Below are 13,618 nucleotides of genomic sequence, written 5' to 3' on the forward strand. Positions count from 1 at the left end.
AGCCCGCTCCCACATTTTGTTCCGCGTTAACCGGCCTTTTTCAGCGCCTCAACCAACTCATCCTTGCGCATGGTCGAGCGCCCGGGAATGTCCCTGGCACGCGCTTCTTTCAGCAAGCTTTCCTTGGTCTGCGTACCCAGCGAAACCCGGCTGTTACGCGGATGCCCCTCACGGCTGGCAGCAGCCCGCTTGGCCGACTCATGCCGGTCCTGGAACTTCTTCGCCGGCGCCTTGCGCTGGCCTGAACCGCCGGCCTTTTCGCCGCCGCCAGACTGCTTGTTGACGGTGGCCCAGGCCCGCGCCTCGGCTTCTTCTTTCGACAAGCCCTGGTGCTCATAACTCGCTTCGATATGGGCGGCCTTGCGCTTCTGTTCGGTGGTGTATTTGGCTTTGCTTCCACGAGGCATTGCGATACTCCTTCTGGCCCTCATACAAGATACAAGGGCCAGACCAGGCAAGGTGTGTTATTGGCTCGCTTCGCTTTCCAGCTTGCGAGCCGCTTCCACGCCGGACGCGGTGAGCTTGATCGGCAGGTTCAGCGAATGTTCACCGGCATCGTTGCAGGTCACATGGCCTTCCTTGATCCACCCGCGGTCCTGCAAGGTGGCCAAGGCGCTGGCCACCACTTTTTCACCTCGGTAGTTGTCCAGCACTTCTTTGCCCAACCCACTGGGATGAGCGTGGAGCAGACGGGTGAGGACTTCTTTTTCAAGGTTGTGATCGACGTTCATGCATACCTCTTCACTGGGAAATGGTTGGGTGTTCGTCTTTCTTGCGCATTAAGGCGCTGGCTGTTTTGGCGCGCCGGGGATGTTGGAGTCGTCACCCTTGTTGATCGAGGGCGAAGTGGCACCTGGGCCCATTTTGCCGTTGGGCACCGCACCGCTGTTGCGATTGGTGTCGTCGCCCTGGGTGCGTGGGTCCCTGCTGTTGTCGATGATGGCGCCGCCGTTGGTGTCCATGCCGGTACCCATCGAGTCCTTCGACTCCTGGGCGGCCGGGTTGGGCGGGCTGCCGACAGGGTCGGTCGGGCCGGTGCTGGAACCTGTGGAGGCGGCAAAGCTGCTCAGCGAAACAGCAGACAGCAAACCGGTGAGGGCGAGGGCGGCAAATTTGGAAGTCGTCATGATGGTGTCTCCATATGATTAATGTCCTTACCTGATATTGGTCCGCCCCCGTTTGTGATTCGTGCCTCGATACCGACGAACGGTCTTAGGTCGCTTGTAAGATTTTGTGTGACGAGATTCGGCGCCAGATCAACCGCGCCACCGTGATCAGCCAATTGAGCAGCGCCACCGCCAGTACGCTCATCAACAGGGTCGGCATGCCGTATTCGACGATGAGCTTGCCCGCCAGCAACGGGAAACCGAACACCCCGATAAAGTACGCCAGGCTGAACAGCAGCAACGCCTGGGAGGTGGTGCCCGCAGGTGCCTCGTTCGCAGCCAAACCATTGATCACCGAATACGTCAGGCCGTAACCGACGCCCAGGGTGACGGCCGCCAGCAGGTAGCTGTAGTTGCCACTGACCCTGAACCCGAACAGGAAAATCGACACCAGCATCAACCCCGACAACACACACGCCGCCCAATACGGATCACGCTTGACCACGATGCCGGCGATCAGCAGGCGGCTGGTAATCGCCGCACTCATGAAGCCCAGGAAGAACAGCGAATAGTCCAGCCCGTGCAACGCCGCGTAGCTGGTCTGGAAACTCGACAGCCCGCCAAACACGCAACCGCCGAGGCCCACCATGATGATCGCGAACACCGCTTTCGATGACAGCACCTGGCGCGTGGCCGACCAGGAAATCTTCGCCACCGGCGCGGTGTGTTGACTCAGCGCGCGACCCAGTCGCCAGAAAATCAGCACACCCACCAGGCTCGCCAGCGCTGCTATATGAAAGGCCGCCGTCAGCGAAAAATCCAGGGCACTTGCCGCCCGCCCCAGCAGTGGCCCGGAGCCGATTCCGGTCATCATGCTGCCCGACAGCAGGGCGAAATATTTGGCCCGCTGCGCCGGTTCCACCAGCATCGCGACGATGATCGGACCCAGCGTATAGAAGACGCCCCAGCCCAACCCCAACGACAAGCCAAAAAGCATCAAGCCCTCGCCGAACCCCGGCGCCAGCGCAAAGCCCAGGCACGCCACCACCAGCAATACGCCGAGCAGGGCGATCGACCTGGCAGCCCCCAGCAGGTCGGCCAGATGCCCGGAAACCAGCACCGCCACAAAGGTGCTGAGCATCGCCATGGAGATCACGCTGCCCGCGTCGTGTTCGTTGCCGCCGCGCGAATGGATCAGCAGCGACAGCAAGAATGTCGAGCCATAGGACAGGGAAAGAAAATAGCTGGCGAGGCAGAAGAGGGCGAACAGTTTTCCGCCAACCGCAGGTGAGGCGTGCATGGAAGAGCCTTGCGTCTGTTGGATTTATGCCCAACTTTTTACCATGCACGGCCCGAGGGTTTGTTCTGTGGTTAGCGGTGCTTGCGTTAGCCCGCAGCGGAGTATGGCGTGCCGATTTCTTCGATGAACAGGTCCATGAAACCCTTCAACCGCTCATGGCGCGCCAGGGCCATGCGTTGCCCCGTCGGCGTCTGAAATCCGCCCGCCAGATGCAGCAGCTTGGTCTGGAAATGGTCGAGGCAAAAGCGCTTGTCGTCGTACTCGCGGCGCTGTGCCGTTGGGTCTGCCGGGTCATACAGCCCGCTGCCCATGCGCCCGGCGATATAGAACGTGCGGGCCACGCCGATCATGCCGAGGGAGTCCAAACGGTCGGCATCCTGCATAATCTTTGCTTCAAGCGTCACCGGCGTCAGGCCCGCCGAAAAGCTGTGGGTCTCGATGGCGTGGGTCACCGCTGCAATCTTCCCGGGCTGCCACGCCAGCCCCTGCAAAATCTCCCCGGCCTTGCCTGCCGCCAGTTTCGAAGCCTTGGACCGCAACGGCGAATTCTTCTCCACTGCCACGCAGTCGTGCAGCAACACGGCTGCCAGCAGTACCTCGGGATCGCCACCTTCCTCAGCCTGGATCAAGCGCACGTTGTGCCATACCCGCTGCAAATGGGACAGGTCGTGGGCGCCGTCTTCGGAAGGCTCAAGGGCGTGAGGCAATAACGTCGCGGCGAGGTCGGTCAAGGGCGTGAAGGGCATGGGGGTTCTCAAAGGTCGATGGCCTGCAGCTTAGCCGCGATTGAAATTGCACTGCAATCGGTCATTAAAGCGCCTTAGTATGTGTGCTTTATTTCCCTGACAAGGCCTGCCCATGACCATCGAGATTCGCCCCGCCGTGCCCAGCGATGCTGCGCAGATCCTGACCTTCATCACCGAGCTTGCCGACTATGAAAAAGCCCGGCACGAAGTGATCGCCAGCGTGGTGGACATCGAGCGCAGCCTGTTCAGTGAAGGTGCCACCGCCCACGGCCTGATCTGCCTGCGCGACGGTTTGCCGATCGGCTTTGCGGTGTTCTTTTTCAGCTATTCCACGTGGCTGGGCAGCAACTGCCTGTACCTCGAAGACCTGTACATCAACCCCGAGCAACGCGGTGGCGGGGCGGGCAAGAAGTTGCTGCGCCACCTGGCGAAAATCGCCTGTGACAACGGCTGCGGGCGTTTCGAGTGGAGCGTGCTGGACTGGAACGAGCCGGCCATCGCGTTCTACAAATCCATCGGTGCCCAGCCCCAGGAAGAGTGGGTGCGCTACCGCATGGAAGGCGACGCCCTCAGGGATTTCGCACAGGGTTAAGTGTGCATAAAGGACCGGCTTTTAAAGCCGGTTTTTTTATATATTTGCTCACTATATGGGATGATAATTTATATATTGAGATGTTCCGGTTTCTGGGTTTATAGTCTTGCGCATCAGCACTCACTACCAAAAACAAAACAGGTGAAGCGATGCAGGCACAACCGTTGTCGTTACCTCCGGTGCCCGAGCCGACTTACGGCGAGCGACTGAAGAACAAAGTCGTGGTCATCACCGGTGCCGCCCAAGGCATTGGCGAGGCTATCGTCGCCTGCTTCCAGGCTCAGCAGGCGCGCCTGGTGATCGGTGATATCCAGGGCGAGAAGGTCGAGCAAGTTGCCGTCCACTGGCGCGAACGCGGCGCCGAGATCTACGCACAACCTGTCGACATCACTTCCAAGGATCAATGGCGCGCCCTGGTGGACGTAGCTATCGAACGCTTTGGCCGCGTCGATGTGCTGGTCAATTGCGCCGGCGTCAACGTGTTCCGCGACCCGCTGGAAATGACCGACGAAGACTGGCGCCGCTGCTTCGCCATCGACCTCGACGGCGCCTGGTACGGCTGCCGTACCGTGTTGCCGCACATGATCGAGCAAGGCATCGGCAACATCATCAATATCGCCTCCACCCACTCCAGCCACATCATTCCCGGCTGCTTCCCGTACCCGGTGGCCAAGCACGGCCTGCTCGGGCTGACCCGCGCCCTGGGCATCGAATACGCGCCCAAGGGCATCCGCGTAAATGCCATCGCGCCGGGCTATATCGAAACCCAACTCAACGTCGATTACTGGAACGGCTTTGCCGACCCGCACGCCGAGCGCCAGCGTGCCTTCGACCTGCACCCGCCCAAGCGCATCGGCCAGCCGATTGAAGTGGCGATGACGGCACTGTTTCTTGCGACCGATGAGGCGCCCTTTATCAATGCCACCTGCCTGATGATCGATGGTGGGCGGTCGGTGATGTACCACGATTAAAACTTTTCCAAATAACAAGAAGAGGTGGTTCATGCTCAAGAAAACACTAGGCACCCTTGCCCTCACGATGGCGCTCAGCGGCCTGGCCTCTGCCGAAGAAGTAAAGATCGGCTTCCTGGTCAAGCAGGCGGAAGAGCCCTGGTTCCAGACCGAATGGGCCTTCGCTGAAAAAGCCGGCAAGGACCATGGTTTCACCGTGATCAAGATCGCCGTGCCCGACGGCGAGAAAACCCTGTCCGCCATCGATACCCTGGCCGCCAACGGCGCCAAGGGTTTCGTGATCTGCCCGCCGGACGTGTCCCTGGGCCCTGCGATCATGGCCAAGGCCAAGCTGAATAACCTCAAAGTGCTGGCGGTAGACGACCGCTTCGTCGACGCCAAGGGCAAGCCCATGGAAGACGTGCCTTACGTCGGCCTGGACGCCTACAAGATCGGCCAGAAACAAGGCGAGGCCATGGCCACCGAAGCCAAGCATCGCAACTGGGACTGGAAGGATACCTACGCCGTCATCAATACCTTCGACGAGCTGGAAACCGGCAAGAAGCGCACCGACGGTTCGGTAGAAGGCCTCAAGGCCGCCGGCCTGCCGGTTGACCATATCCTGTTCACCGCGCAGAAAACCCTCGACGTGCCGGGCGCCATGGACTCCACCAACTCGGCCCTGGTGAAACTGCCCAGCGGCGCGAAAAACCTGCTGATTGGCGGCATGAACGACAGCACCGTACTGGGCGGCGTACGCGCCACCGAAAGCGCCGGCTTCAAGGCCACAAACGTGATTGGCGTGGGCATCAACGGCACCGACGCCATCGAAGAACTGAAGAAATCCGACACCGGTTTCTACGGCTCGATGCTGCTCAGCCCCGATGCGTCCGGCTATAAAACTGCGACCTCGATGTTCGAGTGGGTGACCAAAGGCACTGAGCCTGCCAAGTTCACCGCACTGGATAACGTGACCCTGATCACCCGCGCCAACTTCAAGGAAGAGTTGAGCAAGATCGGTCTGTGGAAATGAACAGCGCCGCCGCAGAGAGCCTGCGCTTCAACGGCATCGGCAAGGAGTTTCCCGGGGTGAAGGCCCTGGCGCAGATCAGCTTTGAAGCGCGGCCCCATTCGGTGCATGCGCTGATGGGCGAGAACGGCGCGGGCAAGTCGACCTTGCTGAAAATCCTCGGCGGTTTTTATCCGCCCAACAGCGGCAGCTTGCAGTTGGGCGAACGCAGCGTGCGTTTCAAGTCGGCGGCCGACAGCATCGCCAGCGGCATCGCAGTGATTCACCAGGAGCTGCAACTGGTGCCGGAAATGACCGTCGCCGAGAACCTGCTGCTGGGGCATATGCCGTCGCGCTTTGGCGTGGTCAATCGCGGGGCGATGGTGCGCAAGGCACGGGAACTGCTCAAGGGCCTGGCGGATGAAATCGATCCGAACATGCGCCTGGGCAGCCTGTCCCTCGGCCAGCGGCAACTGGTGGAAATCGCCAAGGCCATGTCGCGCAACGCCCATGTGATTGCGTTCGACGAACCCACCAGCAGCCTCTCGGCCCGTGAGATCGAGCGGCTGATGGTGATCATCGCCCGGCTGCGGGATGAAGGCCGGGTGATCCTCTACGTGTCGCACCGCATGGAAGAAGTGTTCCGTATCTGCGATGCGGTGACGGTGTTCAAGGACGGGCGCTTCGTGCGCACGTTCGAGGACATGACGCAGTTGAACGTCGACCAGTTGGTCAACTGCATGGTCGGGCGCGATATCCAGGATATCTACGACTACCGGCCGCGCGAGCACTGCGGTGAAGCGCTGCGAGTCGAGGGTTTGCTCGGGCCGGGGTTGCAGGAACCGGTGAGCCTGCAGGTGAACAAGGGCGAGATTCTCGGGCTGTTCGGCCTGGTGGGGGCCGGGCGCACAGAGTTGTTGCGCCTGCTCGCCGGGCTGTCCCGCAGCACCCAGGGGACCCTGGTGCTGCATGGCCAGGCGCAGACGTTCAAGACACCACGGGATGCGATTGCGGCGGGGGTGTTGCTCTGCCCCGAGGACCGCAAGAAGGAAGGCATCGTGCCCCGCGCAAGCGTTGCAGAGAACATCAATATCAGTGCGCGGCGCGACCATGCGCGCTTCGGCTGGCTGATCCAGGGCGGCTGGGAACGCACCAACGCCCAGCGGCAGATCAGCGCGCTGAACGTGCGCACGCCGTCGGCGGACCAGCCGATTCTGTTCCTGTCGGGCGGTAACCAGCAGAAGGCGATTCTCGGCCGTTGGTTGTCGATGCCGATGAAAGTGTTGCTGCTGGACGAGCCGACCCGCGGCATCGATATCGGTGCCAAGTCGGAGATCTACCAGATCATTCACAACCTGGCGGCCAGTGGCATCGCGGTGATCGTGGTGTCCAGCGACCTGATGGAAGTGATGGGCATCTCCGACCGCATCCTGGTGATGAGCGAAGGCGCCCTGACCGGCGAATTGACCCGCGATCAAGCGGACGAAGCACGGCTGCTGCAACTGGCTCTTCCGCGTACGCGGGACTGAAGAATACGAGGTGGGTATGTCACAGGTAAAAACTGCAAGAAGCTTCTGGCCGGGGTTCAACCAGCGCAAGTTTCTCGATGATTGGGTCATGCTGCTGGCGGCCTTGAGCATCTTTGTGCTCAGCGCCATCTTCATCGACAACTTCCTCTCGCCGCTGAATATGCGTGGCCTGGGGCTGGCGATTTCCACTGTGGGGATTGCGGCCTGCACCATGCTGTTTTGCCTGGCGTCGGGGCACTTCGACTTGTCGGTGGGTTCGGTGATCGCCTGTTCGGGCGTGGTGGCGGGGATCGTGATTCGCGACACCGACAGCGTGTTCTTCGGCGTGTCGGCGGCGTTGGCCATGGGCCTGGTGGTGGGGCTGATCAACGGCATCGTGATCGCCAAGCTGCGGATCAACGCGTTGATCACGACGCTGGCGACGATGCAGATCGTGCGTGGGCTGGCGTATATCTTTTCCAACGGCAAGGCGGTCGGCGTGATGGACGAAAACTTCTTCGTCTTTGGTAACGGCCAGCTGTTTGGCGTGCCGGTGCCAATCGTCATCACCGTGCTGTGCTTTGTGTTTTTTGGCTGGTTGCTGAACTACACCACCTACGGGCGCAACACCATGGCCATCGGCGGCAACCAGGAAGCGGCGCTGTTGGCCGGGGTGAATGTCGATCGCACCAAGATCATCATCTTTGCCGTGCACGGGGTAATCGGGGCGTTGGCCGGGGTGATCCTGGCGTCGCGGATGACCTCGGGGCAACCGATGATTGGCCAGGGGTTCGAGTTGACGGTGATCTCGGCGTGCGTGCTGGGCGGGGTGTCGCTGAGCGGCGGGATCGGGATGATCCGGCATGTGATTGCCGGGGTGCTGATTCTGGCGATCATCGAAAACGCGATGAACCTGAAGAACATCGACACCTTTTACCAATACGTGATTCGCGGCTCGATCCTGTTGCTGGCGGTGATTATCGACCGCATGAAACAGCGATAAAAAGGGCGCCACACGACCAATGTGGGAGCGGGCTTGCTCGCGAAAACGGTGTGTCAGTCAGCGTATGCATTAACTGGAAAACCGCATTCGCGAGCAAGCCCGCTCCCACATTTTGATCTCCTCTGTTTTGCTGGTCCGCATTTGCCATAATGCTCGCCGTTTTCGTACTTCCCAATAGGCCCGATATGCAGGAAAACGCCCAAACTCCCGTCAAAGACGCCGCGCCCACCGGCACTCAAACCCTGCTTCGTGGCCTGGGCGTGGTGCAGGCAGTGGCGGCCGGTGCGCGGGATCTGAAGGAAATCGCCAAGCGCATCGGCACCACCCGCAGCACCACTCACCGCCTGGCCAGTTGCCTGGTGGAAGAACGCTACCTGCGCGTAGTGCCGCAAGTCGGTTATCTGCTGGGTCCCAAATTGATCGAGCTGGGTTTCCAGGCCCGTGAAGAACTGCCTTTGGTCAGCCTGGCAGTGCCGTATCTGGACGAGTTGTCGGCGTTGACCGGCGATACCATCCACCTGGCTATTCGCGAATACGACGACGTGCTGTACCTGCACAAGAACCCTGGCCGCAACGGCCCGGAAATGCGCTCGCGCGTCGGCCATCGCATGCCGCTGGCGCGCACCGGGATCGGCAAGGCGTTGCTGCTGGATGACAGCGTGGAAGAGTGGCAGCGCCTGTATCAGGTCAGCTTGCCGACGGGCGGGAAGAATCTGCAGTGGCCGCAGCACCCCGAACAATCCTGGGCGCAGTTTGAACAGCGCATGCAGGAATACGTGGCGGGCGGTTATGCGTTCGACCTGGAAGACAACGAACCGTCGATCCGTTGTGTCGCGGCACCGGTGCGCGATGCCAGCCGGCGAATCGTCGCCGGCATCAGCATCGCCAGTACCGTGCCCTACATGCCGCTGGAGAAAATGGCCGAGCTGATCCCTGTGATCAAACAGGTCGCAGCACGGCTGTCAGCGGAGTTGGGCGCGAAGGCCTGATCAGGCCGTGATCGTTCCCACGCTCCGCGTGGGAATGCCGCTTCGGACGCTCAGCGTCCAGCACTTGAGCCCTGCGCAACGGTGACGCAGAGCGTCACAGCATGCGTTCCCACGCAGAGCGTGGGAACGATCATGATCAGGCCTTCAAGGTCGCCATGTCGATCACGAAGCGGTACTTCACATCACCGGCAATCATGCGGGTGTAGGCTTCGTTGATCTGGCGGATGTCGAGCATCTCGATGTCGCAGGTGATGCCGTGCTCGGCGCAGAAGTCCAGGACTTCCTGGGTTTCGGCAATCCCACCGATCAACGAACCGGCCAGCACTTTGCGGCCCAGCACCAGCTTGGCAGCGTTGACGGGCGGATCGACCGGCTCGATCAAACCTACCAGGATATGCACGCCGTCAAAGCGCAGTACGTCGAGGTAGGGATTCAAGTCGTGCTGCACCGGAATGGTATCCAGCAGGAAGTCGAAATGCCCGGCAGCGGCTTTCATCTGGGCTTCGTCGGTGGACACGATCACGTGGTCGGCACCCTGGCGACGGCCTTCTTCAGCCTTGCTCGCGGAGCGGGTGAACAGCGTCACTTCCGCGCCCATGGCCTTGGCGAACTTGATGCCCATATGACCCAAACCGCCCATGCCCAGAACGCCAACCTTGTCGCCAGCCTTCACGCCGTAGTGCTTGAGCGGCGAGTAAGTGGTGATGCCGGCGCAGAGAATCGGCGCGGCGCTGGCCAGGTCGAGCTTGGCCGGGATCTTCACCACGAAGTGCTCGCTGACCACGATGCTGTCGGAGTAGCCGCCCATGGTGTTGCTGCCGTCGACCCGGTCTGGCGTGGCGTAGGTCATGGTCGGGCCTTCGAGGCAGTATTGCTCGAGGTCGGCGTGGCAGGCGTCGCAGTGACGGCAGGAGTCGACCATGCAGCCAACACCCACCAGGTCGCCGACTTTATGCGCAGTGACGCTGGCGCCGACGGCGGTGACTTTGCCGACGATCTCGTGGCCCGGCATCAGCGGGTACACGGCGATGCCCCATTCGTTGCGTGCCTGGTGGATGTCGGAGTGGCAGACGCCGCAGTAGAGAATTTCGATCGCCACGTCATCGGCGCGCGGGCTACGGCGTTCGAAGGACATGGGGGCGAGGGGAGTGGTGGCCGATTGAGCGGCATAACCGATGGCGGTGTACATGGAGAAACCTCGCAGGTGCAGTAACAGGTGAGGTGGCGCATTCTCCGCGCCGTGCCTGGGTGCGGCCATGGCGATTGCTCCGAGTCTCATGCCTATTCGTCCGGGAGTGCACCTGGATTGGATCGTTGTGGCGCCAGACCTGCGATGATGGTCTCATCCCCTTTTTCGCGAAGTTTTTGCCATGTTGTTGACCCGTCATGTCGATGCCAATGCCGCGTTGGTTGCCTTGATCGAACCCCTGACACCCCGTGATGGGTTCTCGCCCACGAACCTGCCGGGCGTGCAGGTATTGCGTGCCAGTTGCGATGTGGCGCGGGGCCCGCAGATTTATGAACCGAGCCTGATGATCGTCGCCCAGGGCAGCAAGGTCGCGTACCTGGGCCCGCGTACCCTGGAGTACGGCGCGGGGCATTACCTGATCCAGGCGATGCCGGTGCCGTTCGAATGCGAGACTTTTGCCATGCCGAATGCACCGCTGTTGGGGGTGACGGTGGGCATTGATCGGGTGGTGCTGGGTGAGTTGGTGATGGCGATGGGGATCCAGAGCGGGCCACCGCCAGCGGCGCAGACGTTGGAGTCGATGAGTTCGGTGGTGCTGGACGACGCCATGCGTGGCTGTGTCGAACGCCTGTTGCAGTGCCTGCACGATCCGCTGGAGAGCCGGATCATGGGCCCGGCGCGGGTGCGGGAATTATTGTTCACCGCATTGCGCGGGCCACAGGCGGATGTGCTGCGGGCGCTGGTGGAGCAGCAGGGGCAGTTTTCGCGGGTGGCGACTTCGTTGAATCACCTGCATGCCCATTACGCCGAGCCGCTGAATATCGAGACATTGGCAGGTTATGCGCACATGAGTGCGTCGACCTTCCACGAACACTTCAAGCGCTGCACGCTGTTGTCGCCGGTGCAGTACCTCAAGCGTCTGCGGTTGCTCAAGGCACAGCAGTTGCTGTTGGTGGAGGGCATGGGCGTGGCGCAGGCGGCCCACAGTGTGGGGTACCAGAGCACGTCGCAGTTCAGCCGGGAGTACAAGCGCTACTTCGAGCGTAGCCCCGGGGATGAGCGGGCGGCGTAACTCTCCCGGGCACAATTCGGTCAAAAATGTGGGAGCGGGCTTGCTCGCGAAAGCGGTGGTTCAGCCAAAACATCTGTGACTGATACACCGCTTTCGCGAGCAAGCCCGCTCCCACATTTGACCGAGTCGATGGGTCTTTTTCCGGGCTACAAAAAAGGCCCCCATTTGGGAGCCTTCTGTTCAAGCAGCGGATTTACATATTCGGGTAAGTCGGCCCACCCGCACCTTCCGGCGTCACCCACGTAATGTTCTGCGAAGGGTCCTTGATGTCACAGGTCTTGCAGTGCACGCAGTTCTGGGCGTTGATCTGGAAGCGCTTCTCGCCGTCTTCCTTGGTGATCACTTCATACACGCCGGCCGGGCAGTAGCGCTGCGCCGGTTCATCGTAGAGCGGCAGGTTGGTGCCGATCGGGATGCTCGGGTCTTTCAGCTTCAGGTGGCACGGTTGTTCTTCTTCGTGGTTGGTACCGGAGATGAACACCGAACTCAGCTTGTCGAAGCTCAGCTTGCCGTCGGGTTTCGGGTAGTCGATCTTCTTGCTGTCCTTGGCCAGCTTGAGGCAGGCGTAGTCCGGCTTGGTGTCGTGCAGGGTGAACGGCATTTTGCCGCCGAGGATGTTCTGGTCGAACCAGTTGAAGCCGGCACCAATGATCGGGCCGAACTTGTGCATCGCTGGGCCGAAGTTACGGCTGGCGAACAGTTCTTCGTAGAGCCAGCTGTTCTTGAAGCTGTCGACGTAAGCGGTCAGTTCGTCACCGCCTTCGGATTCGGCGAACAGGCGATCGGCCACGGCGTCAGCGGCGAGCATGCCGGACTTCATCGCGGTGTGGCTGCCTTTGATCTTGGCGAAGTTCAGGGTGCCCAGGTCGCAACCGATCAGTGCGCCGCCCTTGAACACCATTTTCGGCAGCGAGTTCAGGCCGCCTTTGCAGATGGCACGGGCGCCGTAGCTGATGCGTTTGCCGCCTTCCAGGTACTGGGCCAGCACGGGGTGATGCTTGAGGCGCTGGAACTCGTCGAATGGCGACAGGAAGGTGTTGCTGTAGGACAGGTCGACGATCAGGCCGACGACCACCTGGTTGTTTTCCAGGTGATAGAGGAACGAACCGCCGGTGTTCTCGGCGCTCATGATGTCCAGCGGCCAGCCGGCGGTGTGCACCACCAGGCCTGGCTGGTGTTTGGCCGGGTCGATTTCCCAGATTTCCTTCAGGCCGATGCCGTAGTGCTGGGCGTCGGCGTCGCTGTCCAGGTTGAAGCGCTGGATCAGTTGCTTGCCGATGTGGCCACGGCAACCTTCGGCGAACAGCGTGTACTTGCCACGCAGTTCCATGCCCGGGGTGTAGACGCCTTCTTTCGGGTTGCCTTCACGGTCGACGCCCAGGTCACCGGTGATGATCCCGCGCACCACGCCGTTTTCGTCGAACAGCGCTTCCTGGGCGGCGAAGCCCGGGTAGACTTCCACACCCAGGTTCTCGGCCTGCTGGGCGAGCCAGCGGCACAGGTTGCCCAGGGAAATAATGTAGTTGCCTTCGTTGTGCATGGTCTTGGGCACAAAGAAGTCAGGCACCTTGGTGGAAGCTTCGCTGGAGCGCAGTACATAGATGTCATCACGCACAACAGGGGTGTTGAGCGGTGCACCGAGTTCTTTCCAGTCCGGGAACAGTTCGTTCAGAGCACGGGGTTCAAACACGGCACCGGACAGGATATGAGCGCCGACTTCGGAGCCTTTTTCGACCACGCAGACGCTGATTTCCTTACCGGCTTCGGCGGCCTTCTGCTTCAATCGGCAGGCGGCAGACAGGCCTGCCGGGCCAGCGCCGACGATGACCACGTCGAATTCCATGTATTCGCGTTCCACAGGCTATCTCCTACTCAAGGCTCAACGGCTTTTTTTTCTAATGGGTGGAGGTTCGGTGATCCGTCCCACAATGCCTGCATCAATCTCATGCAAGGGCAGGGGACGACCCACCTTTCTCTCTAGGTGGCGCATTATATCTACACCACTCTCAGCGTCCAATACAAACGTTTGTTTGAATTGCCCGCAAGCTAGGTAAATCAAAGCAACGCGGCTTATAACTGACCATTTTGGCGTATTGACCGGAATAGGCGTTCCGGTCAATATACGGTCGGTTTTGCGCATCCCGTAGGCAGACT

14 protein-coding genes are annotated in these 13,618 nt (G+C 60.9%); 7 read left to right on the forward strand and 7 right to left on the reverse strand.

All coding sequences use genetic code 11. The features are described from left to right. Window positions 1–26: 26 nt before the first annotated feature. The 5 genes from HX811_RS05185 to HX811_RS05205 all read right to left on the reverse strand — a co-directional run bounded on the left by HX811_RS05185 (window position 27) and on the right by HX811_RS05205 (window position 3,152). On the reverse strand, window positions 27–407 hold the full coding sequence (locus HX811_RS05185; protein ID WP_177045096.1) for a termination factor Rho: 381 nt from the start codon (window positions 405–407) through the stop codon (window positions 27–29). Between the two features lie 57 nt (window positions 408–464). Next, a complete protein-coding gene (locus tag HX811_RS05190) occupies window positions 465–731 on the reverse strand; it encodes a hypothetical protein (protein WP_087692767.1) in 267 nt (88 codons plus the stop codon). A gap of 48 nt (window positions 732–779) precedes the next feature. After that, window positions 780–1,127 (reverse strand): hypothetical protein, encoded by a 348-nt coding sequence (locus HX811_RS05195; protein ID WP_008434934.1) that lies wholly within the window; start codon window positions 1,125–1,127, stop codon window positions 780–782. An 85-nt stretch (window positions 1,128–1,212) separates the two neighbouring features. Next, window positions 1,213–2,406, reverse strand: coding sequence for an MFS transporter (locus tag HX811_RS05200; RefSeq protein WP_177045099.1), 1,194 nt, complete (start codon window positions 2,404–2,406; stop codon window positions 1,213–1,215). Window positions 2,407–2,492: 86 nt separating this feature from the next. Then, the gene (locus HX811_RS05205) at window positions 2,493–3,152 is read right to left on the reverse strand and encodes an HD domain-containing protein (RefSeq protein ID WP_177045101.1); all 660 of its coding nucleotides are present in this window, start codon (window positions 3,150–3,152) and stop codon (window positions 2,493–2,495) included. A gap of 112 nt (window positions 3,153–3,264) precedes the next feature. Here HX811_RS05205 and HX811_RS05210 point away from each other — a divergent pair, with 112 nt between their 5' ends. From HX811_RS05210 to HX811_RS05235, 6 genes are all read left to right on the forward strand, one after another. Next, a complete protein-coding gene (locus HX811_RS05210; protein ID WP_004371239.1) occupies window positions 3,265–3,744 on the forward strand; it encodes a GNAT family N-acetyltransferase in 480 nt (159 codons plus the stop codon). Between the two features lie 149 nt (window positions 3,745–3,893). After that, entirely contained in the window at window positions 3,894–4,715 is an 822-nt protein-coding gene (locus HX811_RS05215; RefSeq protein ID WP_177045103.1) for an SDR family oxidoreductase, read from the forward strand. A gap of 31 nt (window positions 4,716–4,746) precedes the next feature. Further along, entirely contained in the window at window positions 4,747–5,727 is a 981-nt protein-coding gene (locus HX811_RS05220; RefSeq protein WP_008434927.1) for a substrate-binding domain-containing protein, read from the forward strand. Further along, the gene (gene araG / locus HX811_RS05225; protein ID WP_177045105.1) at window positions 5,724–7,232 is read left to right on the forward strand and encodes an L-arabinose ABC transporter ATP-binding protein AraG; all 1,509 of its coding nucleotides are present in this window, start codon (window positions 5,724–5,726) and stop codon (window positions 7,230–7,232) included. The genes HX811_RS05220 and araG overlap by 4 nt, the downstream gene beginning before the upstream one ends. A 16-nt stretch (window positions 7,233–7,248) precedes the next feature. Then, on the forward strand, window positions 7,249–8,214 hold the full coding sequence (araH, locus tag HX811_RS05230) for an L-arabinose ABC transporter permease AraH (RefSeq protein WP_004371231.1): 966 nt from the start codon (window positions 7,249–7,251) through the stop codon (window positions 8,212–8,214). 185 nt (window positions 8,215–8,399) lie between these two features. Continuing rightward, a complete protein-coding gene (locus HX811_RS05235) occupies window positions 8,400–9,203 on the forward strand; it encodes an IclR family transcriptional regulator (protein ID WP_177045107.1) in 804 nt (267 codons plus the stop codon). Window positions 9,204–9,339: 136 nt separating this feature from the next. On the opposite strand, the gene HX811_RS05240 is transcribed toward HX811_RS05235, so the two are convergent. Beyond that, the gene (locus HX811_RS05240) at window positions 9,340–10,392 is read right to left on the reverse strand and encodes an NAD(P)-dependent alcohol dehydrogenase (RefSeq protein ID WP_004371228.1); all 1,053 of its coding nucleotides are present in this window, start codon (window positions 10,390–10,392) and stop codon (window positions 9,340–9,342) included. 181 nt (window positions 10,393–10,573) lie between these two features. Here HX811_RS05240 and HX811_RS05245 point away from each other — a divergent pair, with 181 nt between their 5' ends. After that, window positions 10,574–11,464, forward strand: a complete 891-nt coding sequence (locus HX811_RS05245; RefSeq protein ID WP_004371227.1) for an AraC family transcriptional regulator — start codon at window positions 10,574–10,576, stop codon at window positions 11,462–11,464. Between the two features lie 193 nt (window positions 11,465–11,657). On the opposite strand, the gene HX811_RS05250 is transcribed toward HX811_RS05245, so the two are convergent. Beyond that, window positions 11,658–13,322 (reverse strand): electron transfer flavoprotein-ubiquinone oxidoreductase, encoded by a 1,665-nt coding sequence (locus HX811_RS05250; protein WP_008434918.1) that lies wholly within the window; start codon window positions 13,320–13,322, stop codon window positions 11,658–11,660. Window positions 13,323–13,618 lie beyond the last annotated feature (296 nt).

The organism is Pseudomonas sp. F8002 (genome assembly GCF_013385495.1).
In the GTDB taxonomy this organism is placed as follows: Bacteria; Pseudomonadota; Gammaproteobacteria; order Pseudomonadales; family Pseudomonadaceae; genus Aquipseudomonas.